Origin of the sequence: Alicyclobacillus acidiphilus NBRC 100859 (genome assembly GCF_001544355.1) — a bacterium.
Lineage (GTDB): Bacteria > Bacillota > Bacilli > Alicyclobacillales > Alicyclobacillaceae > Alicyclobacillus > Alicyclobacillus acidiphilus.
This window is the reverse complement of record NZ_BCQI01000009.1, coordinates 66,541-88,596: the sequence shown is the minus strand read 5'-3', so window position 1 is coordinate 88,596 and position 22,056 is coordinate 66,541. Positions and strand designations below refer to the sequence as shown.

General features: G+C 55.6%; 21 protein-coding genes. 6 read left to right on the top strand and 15 right to left on the bottom strand.

The features are described 5' to 3' along the window. The first annotated feature begins 45 nt into the window (after positions 1–45). Entirely contained in the window at positions 46–336 is a 291-nt protein-coding gene (locus AAC01S_RS05460; RefSeq protein WP_067620032.1) for a hypothetical protein, read from the top strand. An 89-nt stretch (positions 337–425) separates the two neighbouring features. Here the strand turns inward: AAC01S_RS05460 and AAC01S_RS05455 are convergent, their stop codons facing one another. The 6 genes from AAC01S_RS05455 to AAC01S_RS05430 form a co-directional block, all read right to left on the bottom strand. Beyond that, entirely contained in the window at positions 426–956 is a 531-nt protein-coding gene (locus AAC01S_RS05455; RefSeq protein WP_067620030.1) for a spore coat protein, read from the bottom strand. Next, the gene (locus AAC01S_RS19200) at positions 953–1,225 is read right to left on the bottom strand and encodes a hypothetical protein (protein ID WP_067620028.1); all 273 of its coding nucleotides are present in this window, start codon (positions 1,223–1,225) and stop codon (positions 953–955) included. Before AAC01S_RS19200 ends, AAC01S_RS05455 begins: the two co-directional genes overlap by 4 nt. A gap of 83 nt (positions 1,226–1,308) precedes the next feature. Next, positions 1,309–1,746 (bottom strand): spore coat protein, encoded by a 438-nt coding sequence (locus AAC01S_RS05445; RefSeq protein ID WP_067620025.1) that lies wholly within the window; start codon positions 1,744–1,746, stop codon positions 1,309–1,311. A 224-nt stretch (positions 1,747–1,970) separates the two neighbouring features. Next, positions 1,971–2,171 (bottom strand): hypothetical protein, encoded by a 201-nt coding sequence (locus tag AAC01S_RS05440; RefSeq protein ID WP_067620022.1) that lies wholly within the window; start codon positions 2,169–2,171, stop codon positions 1,971–1,973. A gap of 172 nt (positions 2,172–2,343) precedes the next feature. Beyond that, positions 2,344–3,639: an ABC transporter substrate-binding protein gene (locus tag AAC01S_RS05435; RefSeq protein ID WP_067620018.1), complete on the bottom strand. Its 1,296-nt coding sequence runs from the start codon at positions 3,637–3,639 to the stop codon at positions 2,344–2,346. Positions 3,640–3,810: 171 nt separating this feature from the next. Then, positions 3,811–4,725 (bottom strand): ketopantoate reductase family protein, encoded by a 915-nt coding sequence (locus tag AAC01S_RS05430; protein ID WP_067620015.1) that lies wholly within the window; start codon positions 4,723–4,725, stop codon positions 3,811–3,813. Positions 4,726–4,813: 88 nt separating this feature from the next. On the opposite strand from AAC01S_RS05430, the gene AAC01S_RS20055 reads away from it, so the two are divergent. From AAC01S_RS20055 to AAC01S_RS05415, 4 genes are all read left to right on the top strand, one after another. After that, positions 4,814–4,948 carry a hypothetical protein gene (locus AAC01S_RS20055; protein ID WP_281178111.1) on the top strand — a complete coding sequence of 45 codons (135 nt, stop codon included), beginning with the start codon at positions 4,814–4,816 and terminating at the stop codon, positions 4,946–4,948. A 266-nt stretch (positions 4,949–5,214) separates the two neighbouring features. After that, positions 5,215–6,222 carry an asparaginase gene (locus tag AAC01S_RS05425; protein ID WP_157071062.1) on the top strand — a complete coding sequence of 336 codons (1,008 nt, stop codon included), beginning with the start codon at positions 5,215–5,217 and terminating at the stop codon, positions 6,220–6,222. 133 nt (positions 6,223–6,355) lie between these two features. Then, positions 6,356–7,201, top strand: a complete 846-nt coding sequence (locus AAC01S_RS05420; protein ID WP_067620012.1) for an SDR family oxidoreductase — start codon at positions 6,356–6,358, stop codon at positions 7,199–7,201. 167 nt (positions 7,202–7,368) lie between these two features. Then, positions 7,369–8,481 carry a GGDEF domain-containing protein gene (locus AAC01S_RS05415; RefSeq protein WP_067620009.1) on the top strand — a complete coding sequence of 371 codons (1,113 nt, stop codon included), beginning with the start codon at positions 7,369–7,371 and terminating at the stop codon, positions 8,479–8,481. A 539-nt stretch (positions 8,482–9,020) separates the two neighbouring features. On the opposite strand, the gene AAC01S_RS05410 is transcribed toward AAC01S_RS05415, so the two are convergent. From AAC01S_RS05410 to AAC01S_RS05375, 8 genes are all read right to left on the bottom strand, one after another. Continuing rightward, positions 9,021–11,366, bottom strand: coding sequence for a glycoside hydrolase family 31 protein (locus AAC01S_RS05410; RefSeq protein ID WP_067620006.1), 2,346 nt, complete (start codon positions 11,364–11,366; stop codon positions 9,021–9,023). 68 nt (positions 11,367–11,434) lie between these two features. After that, positions 11,435–13,138 (bottom strand): glycoside hydrolase family 13 protein, encoded by a 1,704-nt coding sequence (locus tag AAC01S_RS05405; RefSeq protein WP_067620003.1) that lies wholly within the window; start codon positions 13,136–13,138, stop codon positions 11,435–11,437. Between the two features lie 20 nt (positions 13,139–13,158). Beyond that, the gene (locus tag AAC01S_RS05400; RefSeq protein ID WP_067620000.1) at positions 13,159–14,187 is read right to left on the bottom strand and encodes a LacI family DNA-binding transcriptional regulator; all 1,029 of its coding nucleotides are present in this window, start codon (positions 14,185–14,187) and stop codon (positions 13,159–13,161) included. A 29-nt stretch (positions 14,188–14,216) separates the two neighbouring features. After that, positions 14,217–15,113: a sugar ABC transporter permease gene (locus AAC01S_RS05395; RefSeq protein ID WP_067619997.1), complete on the bottom strand. Its 897-nt coding sequence runs from the start codon at positions 15,111–15,113 to the stop codon at positions 14,217–14,219. Then, a complete protein-coding gene (locus AAC01S_RS05390; RefSeq protein WP_245630092.1) occupies positions 15,113–16,093 on the bottom strand; it encodes a carbohydrate ABC transporter permease in 981 nt (326 codons plus the stop codon). Before AAC01S_RS05390 ends, AAC01S_RS05395 begins: the two co-directional genes overlap by 1 nt. A gap of 70 nt (positions 16,094–16,163) precedes the next feature. Continuing rightward, entirely contained in the window at positions 16,164–17,414 is a 1,251-nt protein-coding gene (locus AAC01S_RS05385; RefSeq protein ID WP_067619994.1) for a sugar ABC transporter substrate-binding protein, read from the bottom strand. A gap of 198 nt (positions 17,415–17,612) precedes the next feature. Next, the gene (locus AAC01S_RS05380; RefSeq protein ID WP_083511545.1) at positions 17,613–18,245 is read right to left on the bottom strand and encodes an NUDIX hydrolase; all 633 of its coding nucleotides are present in this window, start codon (positions 18,243–18,245) and stop codon (positions 17,613–17,615) included. Positions 18,246–18,280: 35 nt separating this feature from the next. Next, on the bottom strand, positions 18,281–19,363 hold the full coding sequence (locus tag AAC01S_RS05375; protein ID WP_067619991.1) for a PAS domain-containing protein: 1,083 nt from the start codon (positions 19,361–19,363) through the stop codon (positions 18,281–18,283). Positions 19,364–20,259: 896 nt separating this feature from the next. Between AAC01S_RS05375 and AAC01S_RS05370 the strand changes: the two genes are divergently transcribed. Further along, entirely contained in the window at positions 20,260–20,442 is a 183-nt protein-coding gene (locus tag AAC01S_RS05370) for a hypothetical protein (RefSeq protein ID WP_067619988.1), read from the top strand. Between the two features lie 201 nt (positions 20,443–20,643). Here AAC01S_RS05370 and AAC01S_RS05365 read toward each other — a convergent pair whose 3' ends face one another. Beyond that, the gene (locus AAC01S_RS05365; RefSeq protein WP_067619986.1) at positions 20,644–22,002 is read right to left on the bottom strand and encodes a hypothetical protein; all 1,359 of its coding nucleotides are present in this window, start codon (positions 22,000–22,002) and stop codon (positions 20,644–20,646) included. Positions 22,003–22,056: the final 54 nt, after the last annotated feature.

The window sequence follows — 22,056 nt, the reverse complement described above, 5'->3', positions numbered from 1 at the left end:
AACTAGCTGAGGGACGAGAAACTCAGTCGTTTGGAGGAAGCCAAGGTGAAAATCGTGTTCTGGGCAGTTTCCATCATTATCATTCTCGGTGGATGCCTTTGGCTTTATCGATATGTGCGCCGAACAGAAGAGGTTGAGACGGACTACTTTACCCTCCTCAAACAGCTTGCGGCCAATCCTCAGGATGACGCTGTCCGATCCGCCGTCTGGAAAGCCGGAAGAAAATTCTACAAGAACCGGATGAGCGGGATCGACGAGAGCATCGAGATCGATATCGAACAAGCTCTCCGCAACGGGGCCAAACCCGCTGCAGGCTCTGACGAACATTCCTCGTAACGGGCCTTCGTGAACCGCGGCGACACTCGGGCATCCGCGGGAACGCCCGAGATCGCCCAGTCCGCCAAAGGTGCGATGCCCGCACGATGTCAGGCGACTTCAAGCTGAGCTACGATGGTGGCCATCAATTGAAGCAAGAGTTGCAGGTTGAAAGCCAACTCGGTAGCCAGAACCCGGACGCGTACGTTGTACGAACCTTCGATGCGGATGACTCGCCGCAACAATTGCACCTCTTGAATTCGGCTGACGATGTCGTTGACTACGCGCGTGTACGTCGCGTCGTCGGCAATCGCCACGCTCAAAATCAACGCGAGCGCCAGTTGGAGGGTCAACTGCAGGGCAAGTGCCGCTTGAAAATCCGCAGTCTCGACCTGGACTTCGGCCGAGTCTTTAACGATCACGGTGACGTACGACGCCTGATCGTCATACACGGATTGTTCTGCCAATTCCACGATTTGGCTGCTGGCTTCCGATTCACTTGGGAATTTGTCGAGATCGTAGTCGTAATCCATCGTGCTCGTCGCGATGCGATTGCTCCGATGGCGGATCGCCGAACCCGTGTGTTTGCGGTTCAGTTTGCGCTTCGTCGCGATGTGGCGTGTGGGATATTTTCGACTCATAAGGTGTTTCCCTCCTTGTCTGCCTCGTCCGCTTCCGCAGCGTGCGGCTGTGCTGTGACGTCGTTCCCGCCAGAAGGCTTGCGCAATTGATGTGCCCATACAAGGCGTTTGCGCTTGATTGTTGTCGCGGTTTGTGGCTCCGAATCAAGAACCTCTGCGACGCCAAACTGCATGGGCTGATGCGAAGTCTGCCGGCTCGCCCGCTCGTACACTTCCTTGGTCAGCGCGTTCACTTTTTCCATCAAGGCGTCCAAAGCCTCAGATTTCATGTGCGCTTCTCCTCCTCTCCAGGAGATGGCCGCGGTGCCCGCGTCGGTAAAATCGCGCGGGCACCGTGTGTGGCCTACCCGACTTACAGAATCTCGAGCCGTGCGACAATCGCCAACAAGACTTGCAACAAAATTTGGAGATTGACGCTTGCTTCCGTAGCGGTTGTCGTAACCGTTACCGCGCGAGAGTTTTCAATGATGGTCTTTTGGTGAATATCCTGCCGGGAGCGCACACGTTGAATCAGTTCTTGCGTGATACTATCGGCGGTATTGCCGTCTGCGATAGAGATGCTGAGCACCAGTGCAATTGCAAGTTGAATAGCGACCTGCAGGTTCACAGCGACCTGAGTATCGGTGGTCGTCACGGTAATGTCGCACGAGTCCTTGATCAAAATATGTTCCTCGTTCGTTTGAACCGAGCGAATGCTTTCGGTCGCCTCCTGCGTTACACCGCTTGCAGTCGGGGCGCACGGATGCGCTGCTGCTGGATCCAACGCTCGCCACTTTGTTGCTTCTGCCAAATTACCTCACTCCTTGTCTTGTGATACCACACTGTATTGTCCATAGCTGCCAATTCGTAAGGACATCTCCCCTAGGACAACACCCTATTTTTCTGGATAAGCGGTGAAACGCCGCAGAAGTGAATAAAAATAGACTCCGCGTTTCAAACGCACCGTTGCGTTTGTCGCACGAAGCCCCAATTTGTCGATTCTACATCGCGATCGGTTCCATTCAACAGGGGTGATTAGTTGGATCGGGTCGTCTCGGATTGTGTGGAGAGGAACTGTTGCACCTGCTCTTCCAGACTCTTCACCAACTGCCGTAATTGCTCCTTCTGCTCCGGCGTGATTGGTCTCCGTTTTTCCGACGTGATGCGATGTTTTGCGAAGACATCCTGAATCAGCAGTTCCCCTAAGTTTTTGGTGACATCGTTGCGATCCGCCATCGATCTCTTCCTCCTTGGTCAGTCGAATATCACGATACCCTATGCTCGCAAGGGGACCGTGTCCAACGACAATGGCCTGGATTTCACGACAAAGAGACCGCCAGCCCACACTCGGTGAACCGACGGTCTCCAGATTTCATGCCTTATTCATTTTTCAGTCGCTCAACCGATGTCAGTTGCCGGCAAGCGCTTGGTTGACCTCGTTCGCCATGTTGGTCAACGTGGTGTTCACATCCTGCTTGCCTGCGATGTAGTTGCCAATTTGGGTGGTCTCTTCCGTTTCAGCGGAACCAAGCGACGCGATACGAGGCGAAACGTAGGCGTTCGTCAATTCCGATGGACCAGCCGCTTCGATTGGGTGCTTTTGAATGTACTTGTTCCACGCGGGATCTTTGATTGCACTCGTGCGCACCGGCAGATACCCTGTCGCTTCCGACCAGTTCACCGTGCTTGCGTCAGACAGCAGGAAGTTGAGATATTCACCCGCAGCCTGCTTTTGAGCGGCGGTCGCGCTGTTGAACACGACGATGTTGGTGCCAGCCGTGGGAACGGCCGCTTTAACACCCTTCGGCAGCGGAGCCGTCATGAAGTGGACATCTTTATTGGTGATGTACGACTCTGCGGCAACCGTGTCGATATCCATCGCGTATTCATTGGTGTTGAAACCGTCGGACAAGTACGCGTCGGCGTTGATGACCGTCGCAGCCTTGTCGGTGTTCGCCAGCTTGTACATGAATTCGAGCGCCTTTTTGCCAGCCGCGCTGTCAAATGCGGCCTTGGTATTGTTCTTGTTGAGAATTTGACCGCCTGCTTGCATCAACAACATCTCAAACGTGTAATAGTTCGCTTGCATGCCAAACGTCGGCTCGCCAGCCTTCTTCAATTTGATTGCGTCCTGTTCGAGCTCTGTCCACGTCTTCGGGGGAGTCGAAATTCCGGCCTTTTTCAGATCATCGATATTATAGAAGAGCACGTAGTCGGATTTGTTGAATGGAGCCGATACCAATGTGCCATTGTACGTGTTGTCGTTGCGCCAGACTGGCATCAAATCGTTGATGGTCGACTTCGAGAGGAGATTTTGCACTGGGTACAAAAGCTTGTCCTGATAGTAGGCGGTTTCCCACGTGTCTTCGACTTGGGCCAACGTCGGCGCGGTGTGCGCCGCAATCGCCGCGGTCAATTTTTCTTGCAGAGTCGTGTACGAACCTTCATAAACCAGGTTCACCTTGACGTTTGGATACTTCGCTTCAAATTCGTTGGTCAGTTTTTGAAGTTCCGTTCCGAGCGCACTGCCCATACCTTCATAGAAGGTGATGGTAACGGGCTGGCTCGACGCCGCGTCTCCTTGAGCCGTGTTGGTCGATGCGGTGGTCGCGGCATTGCCGTTGGTCAGAGCGGAACACCCTACAGCAAACACCGAACCAAGCACGACGACTGCAGACAGGTTGACCCAATTACTTTTGCGCACAGTAGCACTCCCTCTCCAAATTTAAACCCGCGTGTGTTGCGACGTGCTTCTCTGTCTACCATTTGCGAATTGCCAATCACAAGGTCCACATTATGATAATTCGACATAGAATGGCAAGTTAAGATTTTGCAAAGATCCCTTTTGAACGGTCGCATCGGCAGTTTCTGTCTATCATCCGTTTTCCATGGCTCGAATCGCGTGATAGACGAAATCGTTCACCGGTGTGGCAATCCCGTGCTCTTGCCCCAATCGTCGCACCATGCCAGCCAATTGCTCGATCTCGGTCCGCCTTCCCGCCTCCACGTCTTGCAGCATCGATGTCTTCCCGGCAGGTGACAATTGCTTCAACACGATGTCGAATTGGGTCAGCGCGTCTTCGCCGAGATCGACGCCAACCGCAGCGGAGAGAGCCAGCACCTCGCGCATGAGGCTTTGCATCACGCTGTGGGCGTGGCTGTCCGTCTGGAACTTGCCGTACGGCGCCCGCAGGATGGCGGATGCCTGATTGACACCGACGTTGATCATGAACTTCCACCACATCGTCCGCTGAATATCCTCATGGACCGCACAGGGAATGCCGGCCCTGTCGAACAAAGCCTTGACGGCCGCGACATCGTCGGTCAAATCGTGTGCTGTCGCGTTGCCAAAACAAATCTCGCCGATACCGCTGTATTGCACAGACGTCCCTTGGCGAACCGCGTCGATCCCGACGCAAACCGCATGCAACAGATGTCGATCCCCATACACCTGCGCGATATCGTCTTCGCTCGCGATGCCGTTCAACAGCGACATCAGGATCGTGTCGGGCCCGACGTGCCGCTTGACGGCTTGCAACGCTTGTTCGAGGCCGTCGTACTTGACGGCAATCACCACGAAATCCGCCGGATCGACCGGCTGGTCCGGTGTCACGTAGTGGAACGCCATCTGTTGCCCGTTGACGTCGATTCCACTCTGCTCATACCTCTGCAGCCTCTCGGTGTCCACCACCACGCGCAGATTCACGTCTTCGACCTGGTTGAGTCTGCTCCCGTAAGCGGCGCCGATGGCGCCAAGTCCGACAAGCGTTACGTTCCGTATCGTGCGCATCCGATTCATCCTCTCTGACCGAATATCCACAGTCGATAAATAAAATGGTCGATGATTGGGTATTGATTAAAGCAAAGGAGGTTTTGACATGACCGACGAAGATTACCCTAAGTTTACCATTGAACAGACCATTCAGCGGATCCAGGCAAAGGAGATCCAGACGAACGGCTTGTTCGAAACCTCCTCGCAAGAAGACGAAGACGAGCCTGGAGACGATGAGTGAGGCCAGGGGCTGTTCCTCAGCGATGAACTCGCTGAGAAACGGCCCCTCCGCCTTCTTGGGCAAGTTTTCCGACTGCCGCATTTACCTGCGCCCTGCGAAGGAATACACTGCTGTTAGGGCACATTTCGATACGACCAAACGAGCAAGCGAATCCGGCATGCGAATCCGGCGAAATCTCCTGGATCGGTGCTTCGTGTGTTCCTGGTAACGCACCGAGAAAATTTCGTAAAGTGTAAAGTATGGTTGAAAGCCAGAAAGAGAGCGTGATGGTGATGGCAATTCTAGCGCGAGTCACCCGTGGTTCCATCACGGAGAGCGTGCACGACGGCGTCATGGTCGTAACCGATAGTTCAGGCAAGCGCGTCGCTTCGTTTGGCGATGCGACGCTCACCACATTCGCGCGCAGTTCGTGCAAACCGATTCAAGCCATTGCCACCGTCGAAGCGGGTAGCCTTGAGGCGTTCGGACTGAGCGACGCCGATCTCGCCCTGTTTTGCGCCTCGCACAGCAGTGAAGAGATTCATGTCCGCCGCGTGCAGGACATTCTCAATCGAATCGGCCTCGACGCCTCGCTGCTCGTTTGCGGCGCTCATCCGCCGCACAACCGGGAGCGATACGAGGAAATCCTCCGGGCAGGCGGACAACTGACGGCGATTTACAGCAACTGTTCCGGCAAACATTCGGGGATGCTGGCGTACTGTGCCAAAACAGGGACGGATCCCGGCACATACGCACATCCGGAGCACCCTCTGCAGCTAGAGATCCTGCGGATACTGGCCGATCTCGCCGAAGTCGCCGTCGATGACATCGTCCTCGGCACGGATGGCTGCGGCGTGCCCGTCCACGCCATTTCGATGGAAGCGTGGGGCAAGGCGTTTGCGAAGTTCACAGCGCCGGAGACGTCCGATCATCGACAGGCGATGGAGCGGATTTCCCACGCAATGCGCACGTATCCAGAGTTGGTCGGCGGAACCACCGGCCGGTTTGACACCGACTTAATGAAAGCGACCAACGGCCGCATCATGGCCAAAGGCGGCGCGGAAGGATTCATGATGGTCTGCGTCATGGACGCGCGGCTGTCGCTGGTGATGAAGGTACTCGACGGCAACAGCAGGGCGATCGCGCCAGTGGTCATCCAGGCGTTGACGGATCTCGGCGTACTCACGGATACGGAACGCGCGGCCTTGTCCAACTGGGTGCAGCCAGCCATCCTCAACACGCGCAACGAGCAAGTCGGCGAAATCATTGCGGACTTCACACTGACTCAATCGTGACACGGCATACCCTCTCGTCAGCCGCAATAAGGTAATGATGGGCCTTTGGCTCATTTGGCTCCATACCTGCCTGCCTTTGCAAAGTCGCACCAATGGACGACAGAAGGCAGTTGATTGTCGAGGGGGTTTCGCTATGGGGTTTCCGCCGCAACACCAACCAAGACAGCCCGGCTTGGAGTCCGAAATGCGGCCGCGACCGGTGTTTGACAATCCAAACTACAAGCCAGCCGGCAAGCTTGCGGACAAAGTGGCCCTGATCACCGGAGGCGACAGCGGCATCGGCCGGGCCGTAGCCGTCGCGTTCGCGAAGGAGGGCGCCAACGTCGCCATCAGCTATTTGGACGAGCACGCCGACGCGGCCGAAACCCAGTCCTGCGTGCGACACTACGGCGGACAGTGTCTTTTGATTCCCGGCGATCTCGTCAACGACACCCATCGCCGCACCATCGTTCCACAGGTCATCCAGAAATTCGGCAAGCTCGACATTCTCATCAACAACGCGGGCGTCCAATTTCCTCAAAGACGGTTGCATGACATCTCATCCGGGCAACTGCGCACGACCTTTGACGTAAACATCTTCAGCCACTTCATTCTCGCTCGCGACGCCATCCGCCATATGTCACCGGGCAGCGCCATCGTCAATACCACGTCGATCACGGCTTACCAGGGCGAACCGGAACTCATCGACTACTCGGCATCCAAAGGCGCTATCGTGTCGTTTACGAGATCGCTCGCTGTCAGCCTCGCCAAACGAGGCATCCGCGTCAACGCGGTTGCGCCCGGCCCCATCTGGACGCCGCTGATTCCCGCGTCCTTTTCGTCGGATCGAGTGGCGGTATTTGGCGACGATGTACCGATGGGACGTGCCGGGCAGCCGTACGAACTCGCGCCGGCGTACGTCTTTCTTGCAAGCGACGACGCTTCGTACATCACCGGGCAAGTCATCCATGTGAACGGGGGCGGGATCGTCAACGGGTGAACACCCCGTCGACATGGATGAATATGGATCCGCAGTGTGCAAGACATTTGGCCAAACGATGGAGGATCGGGAAGAATTTTGTCGAATGGAATAGGGATGCATCATTTGTCGATGTGCAAACGATGCAACACGATTTCCATGAACGATCGCGCAAAGGTGCATGAGCCATGTGCAGACTACGGCCACAACAGTTCGTCGATCCATCCCAACGCTGGGAACACAAAATCATCAACGGCTACCGCGCCGTAGCGCTTTTCTACATCGCTGCGGGTCTGGCGCTCATTCCCGTCGCGGTTCCATCCGATCACAGAACCGTTGTCTCTTACGTCATCCATCATATCGTGTTGCCCGGCGTATGCCTCATCGGTGTCAATGCCGCAACCGAACTTCTCCACCGTTTGATCAAGCGGCGCCGGGAGTACATGTACATCGTCAGCGCGCTGCTCCAGTGCGTGGTTATGATCTATTTCAATCCGAATCTTCACGCAATTTCTTCCGTCCTGTTCCTGCCCATTCTCGTGTCGGTCTTATTTCTGGATAAACGCAAGGTGATTGTCGCTGGAGCGCTCGGTTGCATCGCGGAATGCGTCCTGTATTTTACGAGCCCGACCCACGGAAAACCTGAAGGCGACACGCTTCTTGATTTCCTCACCATTCTGCTTGTCCTTGCCGGAGGCACGTTCGCTTCGTTGAACATTATCGAGCGCGGCATCGAAATCTGGGAACAATTGCACGATCAAATGAACACCCACAAAGAATTGCTCGTCCGCAACGTGGTCGCCGAAAAAGACTCCAAAACAGATGAACTGACCGGACTGAATAATCGAAAATCTTTGAATGAGTACCTCGACTACGCCGTACGGGTCAGTCGAGAGACGCACACGCCGCTTTATCTCGCCGTGATCGACATCGATGACTTCAAGCAAGTCAACGATCAGTTCGGCCACCTGACAGGCGACAAGATTCTCCTGCGGACCGCGCAGGCCATCGAGGGCCTGCTCGAGCCGGGCGACTTTCTCGCACGCTACGGCGGCGAAGAATTCGCGTTGATCATCGCGGATAGACCGCACAGCCAAGTGATCGCCCAAATTGAGTCCATACGCGAGCGGATCGCGCAGATCAGCCACGTGGAGTTGAACGGAGGGAAAACGACCATCAGCGTCGGCATCGCGACGTTCCGATATGACGAAAGCCAAGAGGACCTCTTCCAGCGCGCCGACAAGTGCTTGTATCAAGCCAAGAACTCCGGCAAGAATCAGACGGTTTCCGCGGGAATCTGAGGGGACGGCGACGGGAAAGGAGCGGACCGGGGCGGCCGGAGCTGGGGTTGGGGCCGCGGCGGCGTGATCGCGAGGGCGGATGGCGGAAGGGAGTTGGCTGGCCGGGAGTTGGCTGGCCGGGAGGAGACTGGCCGGGAGGAGACTGGCCGGGGGGACTGGCCGGGGGGACTGGCCGGGGGGACTGGCCGGGGGGCGGCAAATAAGCGTCGCTCAGCCGCTTATTTCGGCGGAACGCCCGGAACCACAGAAAATAAGCGGCGCTGAGCCGCTTATTCGCCCCCGGCCCCCCGAAATGGGGCGATTGCAGCCATTTAAGCGTCTCTCGACCGCTTATTCTTCGTCATTCTGACGATTCGACAAACTTAAGCGTCTCTCGGCCGCTTATTTCGCATCGCGAACCGAAATCATCCCGCGTGATCGCCGCCGTTTCCGGATTCCCCCGGATTCCCCCCCGGCACGATCGCCACACCGGCCCGCCGCCCCCCGCTCCCGGAATCGCGCGCTGTACAATCGTTCGTGTGACGTTCTCGGACAACCTGTTAAAACGTCACTTGAAACTCCACGTCTGACACTTGAGCCGTCTCCATTGTTCCATCTGCCCGATGTAGACGCACCTGGAGGGAGTTGGCGGCAAATTTCGGATTTCCATTCAACAGCCGTGCTGAAACGGTCACGCCTGATGGATCGCGATCGATACCGAGTTGGCGCTCCACGAAGTCTCCCTCGGTATAGTGAAAGGAGTGGCCGTCGTCTTCATACAATACAAAGCGCCGTCTGTCTGTCGATCCGGTGTTCCCCAGATAGACGTCCATCGCAATAGACTCCCCATGTCGAGCATCCCCGTCCATGACTGCCAGCGGCAGGATGGCACCTGCACGCACGAAGAGCGGCAGAATGTCCAGAGGCGCATCTACCAGGATGGATCGTCCACCTTCGACGACCTCTTTCGTCCAGTAATTCACCCATTCACCCTGTGGAAGGTACACCTTGCGGCACGTCTCCCCTGGTTTACAAATGGGAGCGACGAGGACATCGGACCCAAGCAGGAATTGATCCGCCAAATCGTACGTAGCCGGATCGTCCGGATATTCCATCACAAGCGGTCGCATGACCGGTAGCCCTGTTATCGTCGATTCGCGAAACAACGAGTACAAGTACGGCATGAATTCATAGCGGAGACGAATGTACGTTGCGACGATGGATTCTGTCTCCGGACCGAACGACCATGGTTCCTGGCGAAGGGTGCCTATGGCGCTGTGATTGCGAAAAAATGGGAAGAACGCCCCCATCTGCGTCCAACGAACGAGCAACTCGGGGGTTGTATGATGTGCAAACCCGCCAACATCAGGGCCGCTGAACGCGATGCCGGAAAGCCCCATGTTGAGGACCATCGGGATCGCCATCGACATATGTTCCCAAAAGCTGCGGTTGTCACCGGTCCAGACGGCCGCGTAACGCTGAATTCCTGCGTAACCCGCTCGTGTGAGAACAAAGGGTCGCTCACCTGCGAGTTTGCGTTGCAATCCTTCATAAGTCGCCTTCGACATGAGCAATCCGTACAGGTTGTGAAGTTCTCGATGCGTCTTTGGTTTGCCATTGTTGCGGTGCATCACATGGGGTTCCATGGTCTTGATATCGTTGAATACAGCAGGCTCGTTCATGTCGTTCCAGATACCCTGTATCCCCAGATCCACATAGAAAGCGTGCTGATCCGCCCACCATGCCTTTGCCGTGTCGTCCGTAAAATCCGGAAATGCGCTCTTGCCCGGCCATACCTCACCAATGAACAGATCGCCTTCGAGAGACTTGCAAAAGACATCCTTTGCCACGCCGTCGCGATACACCGCGTACTCCGCGTCCTGTTTGACGCCGGGATCGACAATGGGCACGACTTTGACGCCCATCTCTGCCAATTGGGCGATCATCGCTTTGGGATCGGGGAACCTGCCGCTGTCGAATGTGAACACGCGATAGCCGTCCATGTAGTGAATGTCGAGATAAATCGCGTCAAGCGGAATTTGTTTTGTGCGAAACGCCTCGGCGAGCGCCAGAACTTCCTCCTGCGTTTCATAACTGTAGCGCGATTGGTGATACCCCAAGGCCCACTTGGGCGGAAGCGGCATGCGTCCAGTCAATTCCGTGTACTGTACGACCACATCTTTGACAGTTGAGCCAAACAGCACGTAGAGATCGAAACCGCCCGTATCCGCAGTGATTTCGTAATTGGGCGTGCGGGATCGAAAATCAAACCGGGACCTTCCTGGATTGTCGAGGAACAGGCCGGTCGCCTTGCCTTCATCAAACGGGATGACAAACGGGATCGAGACGTAGAGCGCCTCCATTTCGGGCACGTGCGGCGCATAGACGTCTGAATTCCACATGGTGTACGCGTCGTACCGCTTGTTGAGCTCGCCCGGCTTTTCGCCGAGTCCGTAGAAGCGCGTGGTTGGTTTTGCGTCGATCACGGCGCTGTAACCGCCGTCGTTCAAACGACGCAGTTCGAGATTCTCAAGCTTTGTCCCAAGTTCACAGTGATGCAGGCTGATGCCGCAGGTCGCCCTGTCGATTCGAGCTCGAATCACACCAAAGTCCGCGTGAACGCTGTCGATCTCGTCAACCACCGCCGGCTCCGGCTGTTGCCGCGAGCGTTCCGAGACATCCTGTATGGCGATCGCGATTGTTCCGTCCGGCCACGTCGCATCCGGTCCGCACAACACCACCCGCAGCATCGTCGAACTCAGTTGCAGCAAACCGAACGAACCTCGTTCCGCATGGACAATCAGCCGCCCAGGCTGCGCCTCTACACGCTGAACACTGCCAAGGCCCCGGTCCGACATCGATTTGGTTTGGACATTGTCTGGCTTGATGGATTCACTGGTCTCCATGAAGGGGCACCTCATCTCTCTATGTTCTCTCTATGCTCTCTCTACTCCCAATCCCAACGTGATTTTCATCAGCGGGATGCCCAAATGTACACGGCACATCTTGATTGGACAACGAAACTCAACAGCATATCTTCATCATCCGGAACGACAGCTTCATCTGGCCAGTTCCCGTCTTCATCGAGCCAAGCGAATTGAACACCGATAACTGCATGCGAATCTCGTGCCTTGCGCGTATATCGAAGACAAGATTCCGTTGCTATGGAGAAGTCGATCCGTTCTCCCTGCATCGCTTTGTTCTCTCGGCGCAAACGGGCCAACGCCGAAACGAGATCCTTGAGTCCCCGGCTGTCCTCCTCTAGGTCCCAGCGCATGCCGCCGCGGCACAGCGGATCCGGCCCACCCTCCATGCCAAGTTCGTCTCCGTAGTAGATCATCGGGATGCCTGGCAGTGTAAACTGGCAAACCAAGGCAAGCTTGACCGAATCAACGTCGCCGTCCGCCAAGGTCAGTACACGTTCTGTATCATGGCTGCCTAAGAGGTTGAACATGGCACGAGTCGCCTGCATCGGGTATTGAAATTGGAGCCGTGTTATACCTTCGGCAAACGACTTCGGCGTCGTGACGCGCCGGACGAATAGATCGAGGACGTGTTCACGCAGCGGGTAATTCATGACGCCGTCGAACTGATCGCCCCGCAGCCAAGGCAAGCTATAGTGCCAAACCTCTCCCACAATCAGCGCATCCGGTTTGATTGCTTTCACGGTATTGCGAAACCTGCGCCAAAACACGTGATCGATCTCGTTGGCCACATCGAGTCGCCAACCGTCGATGTCGAACCGTTTCAGCCAATACGCCGCGACGTTGAGGAAATACTGCTCGACTTCCGGATTCGCAAGGTTGAGTTTCGGCATATACCGGAGTTTCGTCGCGAACGTCTCATAGTTGACTTCGTCGATGTCCACTTCATCGCCGTCGATGAAAAACCAATCCCAGTAGGGAGACGACGTTCCGCGCCGGATGGCATCCTGAAACGGTTCAAACTGGAATCCGCAATGGTTGAACACCGCGTCCAGCACGACGCGAATACCGCGCGCATGAGCCTGTCCAACCAGTTCACGCAAGTCTTGATCCGTGCCGAATTGCGGATCGATCTCGAAGTAGTTTTCCGTGTCGTATTTGTGATTGGACCTCGCGCGAAAAATCGGCGTCAAGTAGATCACATTGACACCGAGGTTGGAAAGGTACTCCAGCCGCGACGTAATGCCTGGCAAATCGCCGCCATGCATACTGCTTGCGGTAGGTGCCTCCAGCCAGCCGACGGCACCGCTCGGCGTGAGCTCTGGATTGCCGTTGGCGAACCGCTCAGGGAAAATTTGATAACAGACGGCCTCGTCCACCCAGTCCGGAACTTGATACAGGTCCCGTCGGCACAGGTAAGGTTGGTAAAACGGCAACGCTCGTTCGCGCGAGTCGGCAAAGCCGGCCTCGCCATACCAAGACGTTTCTCCGGTATTGGCAACTGCGCGGAAGAGGTATTTCAAGCGCCTGGTTGGCACCGGAACATCGACTGTGTAGTAGACAAAATCGGCATCCGATCCGGCAACTGCAAGCTCCGCCCGATTTCGCAGTTCTTCGTCGTACTTGTCGCCGTAGACCACCGAGAGTTGCGCCAGCGATGAGTTGCCGGAAGCCCGGACCATCAAGCGGACGCAGTCCTCGGAGATTGCGTAGGAGTCCGGAAAGTCGGATTGATGCGACAGGCGAAATCCCACAGCCTTCTCACCTCACTCGGTTACACCAGGTTCTGCGACGGCGTATTGGCGCCGCAGGAATTCCTAACGATCAATTCAGTCTCGATGATTTCCGACTTCGTGTGCGTGCGCCCGGTTTCGATTTGTTCAATCAACAATTCGGCCGCCCGAACTCCCAATCGATGCATGTGCACACGCACACTGGTTAGTGACGGATTCGCCAACTCGGCCAGACGAATGTCGTTAAAACCGACGATGGCGAGTTCCTCTGGCATCCGGAAACCTAATTCCGCAGCGGCTCGCATGCCGCCAAATGCGAGAATGTCGTCGGAGGCCAGCACGGCCGTAGGTCGTTCAGGCATTGCCAACAACCGCATCATCCCGAGATACCCGCCCTGTTCCAGAAAGAACGAAGACACTTCCATGCGTGGGTCAGGCGCAATGTCCGCTTCGACGAGGGCGCTCCGATACCCATTGACGCGATCGATGGTGACAACGAGTTCCGACGCGCCGCCGAGAAATCCGATCCGCCGGTGACCGAGTCGTATCAGGTGCTGCGTAGCCCTGTAGGCCGCCTCGACATTGTCGTTGTTCACATAACTGATGGGCACGGGGTCTGCCGGGCGGCCCAACAGGACAGCCGGAAACTGACGTTCCGCGACCAACCGCAAGACCCTGTCGCCAGGGCGAGTCTCGAGCAGGAGAATACCGTCGACCCTTCGGCCGCGAACCATCCTATCCACCACTTCTTCCTCATCCCTCGCCGAAGTGGACAACACCGTATCAAAGCCATGTTCGCGCGCCACTTCAGAGACACCGCTCATCCACTCCGCGAAGAACGGATTGACGAAGAACTCGTTCATCGAGGGTGGAATGAGAATGCCGATTGCACCGGTTGTATTCGTGACTAAACCACGGGCAAAGGCATTCGGGTGATAGTCGAGTTGATGAAGCGCCTCGCGCACTCTGCGCTTGGTCTCCTCAGAAATTCGTGACGAATTCGCCAACACCCTCGACACCGTCGACGGGGATACCTGAGCTAATCGTGCGACGTCTTTGATGGTGGCCATCGCCGAATCTCCCTTCGAAATGAACTGCCTTATCCTTTGACCGATCCCGCCACCAGGCCAGAAGCAAGGTATTTCTGCGCAAACGCGAAGATGATCGCCAGCGGCACAGCCGAGAGGAGGGCGGCGGCGGCAAACTCTCCCCAATTTTTCGCGAACTGGCCGCTGATCATGTCGTACATGCCAACGCCGAGCGTATAGTTCTGAGGTGATTGAAGGATAACGCCAGAGAAAATGTACTCCCCAAAGGAGCCAACCAACGTCAACAGAAAAATAACGACCAGCATCGGCGCTGAAAGAGGCAGTTGGATGCGAATGAACCGATGCCACGTATTGGCGCCATCGATCAGCGCCGCTTCATCCAACTCCTTCGGAATCGAGTCCATGAAACCCTTCAACAACCAGACGTTGAACGCGCTCGCGCCCAACAAGACCAGAATGTATGAACCAAGATAATCAATCATGTTCAGTTTTGCCAAAACCGTATAAAACGCAGACAACGACAGGAAATTTGGGAACATTTGAAGGAGCAGCAGCGTCATCAGGCCGTACTTTCGCCCATAAAAGCGCAGTTTTGAAAAGGCGAACGAGGAAATGGCCGTGATGAACACCTGGGCAATACCCAGCACCAAGCCGACAATCAGACTGTTGCGCAGCCAAATCACAAACTGCCCGCCGGCGAAGAGCGCGCGATAGTTGGCGAAGGTGGCGTGCGCCGGGAAGAACGAAACAGAGATATACGAGTTGGACGGGTCAAACGACGCTGTGAAGACGAACCACATCGGGATCAACACAATCGCGATCACGCACCAGATAATCACCCGCGAGACCCATAGTACAGTTGCTTCCCCAGGGCGCAGACGGGTCCGTTTGGTGCGCGTGACCACCTTCTGGGTTGCGGGACTGTTCCATTGGCTTGCCATCGACATTACGCGTCCACCTCCTTGAAAGCGCCTGTATAACGCATCTGCAGCCAACTGATGAAAGCGACCAAGATAAACAGGAGAACCGCGATGGCGGAGCCGAGATCGTACCGATTAAAGCTGATGGTCATTTTATAGGCCGCCGACGCGAGGATATCGGTGGTGCCGAGGAACGGGTTGTTCGAATTCGGCGGCCCGCCGCCTGTCAGCAGATAACTGCCGTTGAAATTGTTGAAGTTGAACGCGAACGACGGAATCAACAACGGCAACGAAATTCGCCACACGGAAGGCATGGTCACAAAACGGAACAATTGTGTCCACGAAGCCCCATCAATTGCGGCGGCTTCGTACTGATCCGTCGGGATCGACTGCAGAGCGCCGAGACAAACGACCATCATGTACGGAAAGCCGGCCCAGACATTGGCTGTGACAATGCCCACTTTGGCCCAAATCGGGTTCGTGAGCCATGGAATCCTCGGCAAGCCGAGGACACCATGCAACAGACCGTTGATCTGCCCGTATTGATCATTGAGCAGCCCTTGCCACGCGAGCATCGTGATGAGCGTAGGAACCGCCCAGGGCACAATCAACAGCGTTCGATAGACGGTCGCCTCGCGCATGTTTTTGTTGTTGAGCAGGACCGCGATCACAAGTCCTACCATGTAGCTGAGCCCCGTGGTACAGAGCGCATAAATCACCGTCCAGATGAGCGTCGGAATAAACAAATCCGACAACGGATCCTTCGGATTGAGCAATTCCAAATAGTTTTTCAGCCCGACGAATTGATAGGACGTGAAGTGCATTTGATCAAAATTCGTAAACGAAATATAGATGGTGTAGAAAATGGGAAGAATACTGAGAACACAGATTGTCACCAATGCGGGTGACAAGTATCCGTAGGCGATCCAGTCGATTTTCCGCCTGCGCTTCCTCCTCGGCTGCATGGTCTTCGAGTTTTCGCCAACGCCAACTTGCGCAACGCCCACGTCTCATCCACCTCCATATGAGAAGGGAGCCGGCCGTCGGCGACCGAACTCCCCTGACGAATCCCTTTTATCAGCCTTGGGCGAGGATGCCCTTTTGAATATTTTGGACGAAGTCCTTACCACCCTGCTCCGGCGAAACCTTGCCATCGATGATGTTCTTCAAAATCGTATCGGCGTTCCACACTGGTTGCATTTGCGGAATGTTCGGCATCGGGACCGAGTTTTTCAACGCTGCCGTGAATGCCTTGAAGGCAGGATTCTGTTGTATCGCCTTCGACTTCTGGACGCTGACCAGAGCTGGAATTTGTTGCGAATCGCTGAAATAGGTCCGTTGGGCTGACGCGTTGGACAGCGCTTCCACCAGACTCCAGTCCGCATCCTGGGTCTTGCTCTCCTTGTTCACGAACGCGGTGATTACGCCCAGGAACGGCGTCGCCGGTTTGCCGTTGGAAAGTTTCGGCCAGGGCGTGATACCGTAATCGATCTTCGCTTTCTCGATGTCGCCAGTGTCCCATGGACCACTCACATACATACCGATTTTCCCAGCCAGGAATTGAGACTTCGCGATGGAGCCGTCGACACTCGGCGTCATCCACTTGTATTTGCTGTCCATATCGTGCATCAACGCGTACGCCTTCACGGCTCCCGCGTTGTCCAAACCAATGTCGTTTGGATCGAGCGTTCCGTTGCTGTCTTTGAACACATATCCGCCAAATCCGCCAATCAGCGCGTAGTCATAATACAAATTCGCCTGGTCGTACATGAAGCCGTGCGCGTTGGCGTCTTGCACGAATTGGTTCCACGTTGTCGGGGGGGTCTTCACGAGTTTCTTGTTGTAGTAAAGCGCCGCCACCTGCACGGAAACCGGTACTGAATACATGGTGCCATTGACTTTCACCGCGTCGATCGTGTTGGCGGCGTATTGACTCGTGTTGATCACGCCACTGGGAACGGTCGAGATCAGACCCTCTTCGGCGAAGGTGCCGTTGTTGTCATGCGGCATACCAAACACGACGTCTGGCCCTTTCCCCGTGCGTGCAGCTGTTGCATAGAACTGGAATCCGTTGGGGTTCGCGCTCTCGTCGACGACCTTCACGGTATCTCCGTGCTGTTTCGCCCAAGCTGCCGCGATCTTCTTGACGTCGGTCAACTGCGGGCCGCCTGCCCATGACCAGACAGTAATGGTTTGACCCTTTGGCAAGGCGCTAGCGGCACCGACTTGCACGTTTGTGCTTCCGTTTGCACTAGCACATCCTTCTAAAATACCGCCAGCCAAGACAAATGTCGCAATTCCAGCCGCCACTACATGCTTCTTTTTCACTTGTAGCTCCCCCTCATCACAATGCTATCGTTTTGCAAACGTTTGCACAGAGTATAGCGCTTTCATACTTGCGAGGTCAATAGCCATTTATGGTCCTTTTTTACCTAGTTATTCGTCTGATAGTGAATATCGAGGCACAAACAAAGAACCGCCCGTTGCGCTTGTCAGTCGAGCCCCAGGCGGAACAATTGGCGATTTTCAGCCCTGCTTCAGGCAATTGAACAACAATTCGTAATAACCTGCGGGACGATGGACGAGATCGTCCAACCGAACATCGCGCTTCGAAGGCACGGGAGAACCGTCCTCGGAATAGATGCACCCACTGCATGCCGCCTGGTCGATTTCGCCCTTGCACAATTGCGCAAACGTTCGCACTGGGACGAGGTACAATCCACTGACCTCGTCAGGCGCAGGCCGATAACCGTGGAGAGACGTGTAATCTCGATGATGGTACACGTAGATGTGGCAATACTCGTTGTCGATCACGCCATCGGCACTCGACTGTTCGCGATAGGCACCGGCTTCCCGCAAATCCGCAAATTCGACCTCGAGACCGAGCTCTTCGCGCAGTTCCCGCGTTCCATCATCTGGACGCTCGCCCGCGCTGAGGTGACCGGCGCAACTCACGTCCAGCTTGCCTGGATTGGTATCTTTCGACGGATGACGCAGCTGAAGGACGAGATGAGCGACGCCATCCACTTGAACGCACACCCAGCAGTGAAACGTCTGATGCCAGTATCCCTCACGATGGACGTCAGCGCGCGAGGCCGTTCCCACCCATCGCATGTCGTGATCGAATATGTCGAGGATCTCTTCCCCTGGTGAAATCATGCTGTCATCTCCTATGGGCACCAGACGTGCCAAAACTAGATCATCTGCCCCCTTGTGTACTTCGTGATGCACTTTCCCGATACCCAGACCGATCCCGGCAACATGTCGATACCATAGGTGACTTGTCCACTATAGAGATCGATTTGCCTGGTCCCGTTGTATTGAGGGCGAGGATTGTTGATCTCGTTCACCTGCACCACACAGTCAAAGACGTTCAGTTCGACCGCGATACCAACGCGCGTAATGGCGGCGGAAATACCGTCGATCAGTTGAAAGAGACGCCACGCGGGAATCAACCTCCACGGAAAATCGCTTGGCAACTCAGTCTCTCGATGGTGATGGTATTTGATCAGCGTGACAGCGTCCTCTTCGACGTCGTAGTATCCCCGGGCCAACTCAGCCGAACGAGCAGCGTGGAGCTTGCCGTCTTCAAACAACAGTGCTGGATCCACTTCGTCCCCCACCTGCAAAATCGGTTGTGTCTTGCCTAAATCGTGAAAGATAAACGCTTGTGTCATCAACGTTTTATCGATACCAATGACTTTCGTGACACCCATGGAACGGAGAATGGAGAAAATCCTTAGGCAGTTGACGACATGGCGGTATCCGCCATCCAACATGCGGCCCGTGATGCGGATTTTTTGGGTATCTGGGTTAAATTCGTCTTGATACTCAATCGTGGTCTTCAGCTTGAATTCGATCTTGGTGTCAGGCAGAGTGAGAGAAAATGCGCGGTCCAATTCTTCCTGGATGTGAATATAGTCCGTGATGTCCGCCCCAACGATCAGAACACCAATGATATTGCTGCCTGCCTTCATCGGCGCAGCGTTGATCGAAAAATACCTCTCGTCCGGGGATTTGCGAATGAACTCTGCAGATGGCTCGCCCGATGTGAACACTTTGGATATGATTGTGGCATCCCTGTCGTTCGGAAGGATCAATGTTGACATGACATCAAAGTAGTCCTGGTTCACATAGTCCATTTCACCAATGTGCAAGGCGCTCTTTGCAGCATCATTGAGAAACTGAACACGCAATTGATCATCAAGAATCACCAGAATATTGTCAGTCGTACTTGAGAGACAACCCCATAGTTCTTCAACGGTCATGTCCCGCATGAACAGTTCACCTTGTTTGTCCTGCGATGCCGACTATGTACTATACCGGCTTGCGCAGGGAATATTCCCTCTTCCCCGTAGAATGCACACAAAGCCGTAACGACACCGATGACATGCATTAACCTCACTATATGCCATTTTTCTTCCCATTTACAAACATCTCGTTCTATTTCGACTTCACGTAAGGGAGTCGGGGGGGCACGGGGCACGGGGCACGGGGGCGAAATAAGCGCCCCGCGGCCGCTTAAGTGTGTCGAATCGTCTGACTCGCTCCGAATAAGCGGCGCACAGAGGCTTATTTGCCTGAAATCCCTCCATTTCGGGGGCAACGGAGGCAATTAAGCCACTTTGGGCCGCCTATTTGCCTTCGATCCCGCCACTTCACGGAGATAAGCGTCTGAGAGACGCCTATTTGCCACAAGCCTCGCACTTCTCACCTTCACCGACCCTCGCAGTGGTTTGATTTTCGAGAGAAGATTGAGAAGATCTCACATTCTGAGAAGCAATTTCGGCCTCACTAGGGACGAGAATTTTCTCCGTTAGCACTCCGAAATTTACCACAAGGCAGTTTCATGGCCAGGGGTTCTGCCTAGGTTCTTCTCCTTCTTATACAAAATAGTAAGCACTTCCTTCAAAATCTCGCTGACCAAACCAACGGGCAGTGACGCGCTCCATGAATCGACAGTCTCAAAACTGCCGCTACGCGGAGGCGAGCGCGTGCTTCCCCGCGATCGCGCCGCCTCAACGGACCTTTATCCCTTATGCAGGACAAAACGCTCCTGCCGCAACACCCGGCGTATCGTTGTCGCCGCATGAACCTTTGTCGCGAATGCCAGAATAACGGACGATGAATTTCGTTTAATTCGCGTCAACGACGACGATGGGAGCGGAGAGACATGGGTTTTTACAAAACCGACGAAGCGACGTTCGATATCCACGAAACAGACAACGGCAAATGCGCCGTGATTCTCGCTCCCGACTTGGACAATGCAATCGTTGGCACGGGCAAACCGCTTGCCACGTTCGACACGCCGGAGGAAGCCCGGCGCTTTTGCGACAACTGGAAGAAAGAACAGTGAACCGAGGCATTTCGCGCGCTAGGCGCGGCGCCCTTCCAGGAACCTATCACACAACCCGTTTCGTTTCATCCTGATGTACATGATGTGTGTACTCTAATCAGATCTATCAAGTGAAAAAAGGGCTCGTATAACCGCGATCGCGACGCCGCAGCGGCACTTTTGTCCCTGCTCCCTCCCCCAAACGGCTCATCGGGATTCGGTCTATGCCAGGGCGATCGCGACGATTGTCGCCGCAGCCAGGCCGCAGATGACGGGCAGGAAATTGCGTCTCGTCAAGGCTTCCGGATTGCAGCCGGTCACGCCGGCGATGTCGAGGACGCCCCAGGGAACGAGCGTGCCTCCGCCGCTCCAGACGGAGCCAATCTGGCCGAGCGCGGCCAAGACGGCGACGTTCGCGCCAATCGGCGTGCCCAGAGCTTGCGCCAAGGTACCGACCAGAACGAGCCCAGAAAAGCCGGAACCGTCAAGCCCTGCGATGACCCCGACGAGCACAATGATGATGGCGACAGGCGTCACGGACAAAGGAACGTGCGCGGACAGCGCCTTGCCGAGATCCAATAGGAATCCGGGTGCGCCCGTTCCGAGGATCTGCGGTGCGACGTCAGGCGAGCCCATGAAGAAGAAACCTGCAATCGGGATGACGGGCGCGAACACGCGGATGGAGAACACAAAACCGTCTGTCAGAAATCGCATGACTGCGCTGGGCGCCTGCCAGCCGTACTCCAGTACGGCGATGGCCAAGAACAACAGCGACGCGACGCCGCCGATGAAAGCCGTGGCGTCGTCGCCGCGCAAGGGAAGCGAGATCGTCGTGACAATGGTCGCGAGGAAGCTTAACGGAACCACGACGGCCGCAAATTTTGCGGCGATCCCGAACGATTCACGGGCCTTCGCCGAACCTGTCTCGGATGCGGTCAAAACGCCGCGCCTCATGTCGCGGCGCAGAAACATGTAGGCGAGGACCGTACTCACCAGGCCGGTTGTCAAAACCAAGGGAACACTCGCGTGGAGAATGGCGCCGACAGGCACACCGGCGGCTGAACTGGTCAGCTTCGGGGCGCCTTGAATGACGTAATCGCCCGACAACGCGATACCATGTCCAAACAGGTTCATCGTCATGGCGATGCCAATCAGCGGCAAGCCGGCGCGCAGGGCGATGGGCACCATCATGGGCCCTATCATCATCGTCGCTGGAGTCGGCCAGACGAACAGCGACACAACCCCTTTGATGAGGCCGGTCCCCCAGAAAGCGACGGCTGGGTTGCGCACGCGACTTTGGAATGGACGTAGCAGCAGTTGATCGGCACCGATGTGCTCCATCAACCGCAGCAGCGAAACCATCAAGCCAATGATCACGATGATGCTGAGCAGTGATGTGGCACTGGCCAAGTTCGCGTTGTAGAGTGTTTGAATGCCTTTGACGAAACTGTGGGTGTATACCCATCCGATCACGAACGTACCAAGTACGCAAGTTGGAATGACACCCTTTCGAAACGCCATCCCCAATATGACTAGAATGACGACCGCGAGATAGATCCAGTGCGACGGCGTAAGCACCATGGATGCCCCACCCCTTCTAGGCTGATGTTGAGGCATCATACGGCCTTGGAAGCA

Bases quoted from the DNA above. Each gene is read 5' to 3' on its own strand.
- AAC01S_RS05455 (WP_067620030.1), bottom strand. From the start codon at position 956: ATGAGTCGAAAATATCCCACACGCCACATCGCGACGAAGCGCAAACTG.
- AAC01S_RS19200 (WP_067620028.1), bottom strand. From the start codon at position 1,225: ATGAAATCTGAGGCTTTGGACGCCTTGATGGAAAAAGTGAACGCGCTG.
- AAC01S_RS05440 (WP_067620022.1), bottom strand. From the start codon at position 2,171: ATGGCGGATCGCAACGATGTCACCAAAAACTTAGGGGAACTGCTGATT.
- AAC01S_RS05430 (WP_067620015.1), bottom strand. From the start codon at position 4,725: ATGCGCACGATACGGAACGTAACGCTTGTCGGACTTGGCGCCATCGGC.
- AAC01S_RS20055 (WP_281178111.1), top strand. From the start codon at position 4,814: ATGACCGACGAAGATTACCCTAAGTTTACCATTGAACAGACCATTCAG.
- AAC01S_RS05425 (WP_157071062.1), top strand. From the start codon at position 5,215: ATGGTGATGGCAATTCTAGCGCGAGTCACCCGTGGTTCCATCACGGAG.
- AAC01S_RS05420 (WP_067620012.1), top strand. From the start codon at position 6,356: ATGGGGTTTCCGCCGCAACACCAACCAAGACAGCCCGGCTTGGAGTCC.
- AAC01S_RS05415 (WP_067620009.1), top strand. From the start codon at position 7,369: ATGTGCAGACTACGGCCACAACAGTTCGTCGATCCATCCCAACGCTGG.
- AAC01S_RS05410 (WP_067620006.1), bottom strand. From the start codon at position 11,366: ATGGAGACCAGTGAATCCATCAAGCCAGACAATGTCCAAACCAAATCG.
- AAC01S_RS05400 (WP_067620000.1), bottom strand. From the start codon at position 14,187: ATGGCCACCATCAAAGACGTCGCACGATTAGCTCAGGTATCCCCGTCG.
- AAC01S_RS05395 (WP_067619997.1), bottom strand. From the start codon at position 15,113: ATGTCGATGGCAAGCCAATGGAACAGTCCCGCAACCCAGAAGGTGGTC.
- AAC01S_RS05380 (WP_083511545.1), bottom strand. From the start codon at position 18,245: ATGATTTCACCAGGGGAAGAGATCCTCGACATATTCGATCACGACATG.
- AAC01S_RS05375 (WP_067619991.1), bottom strand. From the start codon at position 19,363: ATGCGGGACATGACCGTTGAAGAACTATGGGGTTGTCTCTCAAGTACG.
- AAC01S_RS05370 (WP_067619988.1), top strand. From the start codon at position 20,260: ATGGGTTTTTACAAAACCGACGAAGCGACGTTCGATATCCACGAAACA.
- AAC01S_RS05365 (WP_067619986.1), bottom strand. From the start codon at position 22,002: ATGGTGCTTACGCCGTCGCACTGGATCTATCTCGCGGTCGTCATTCTA.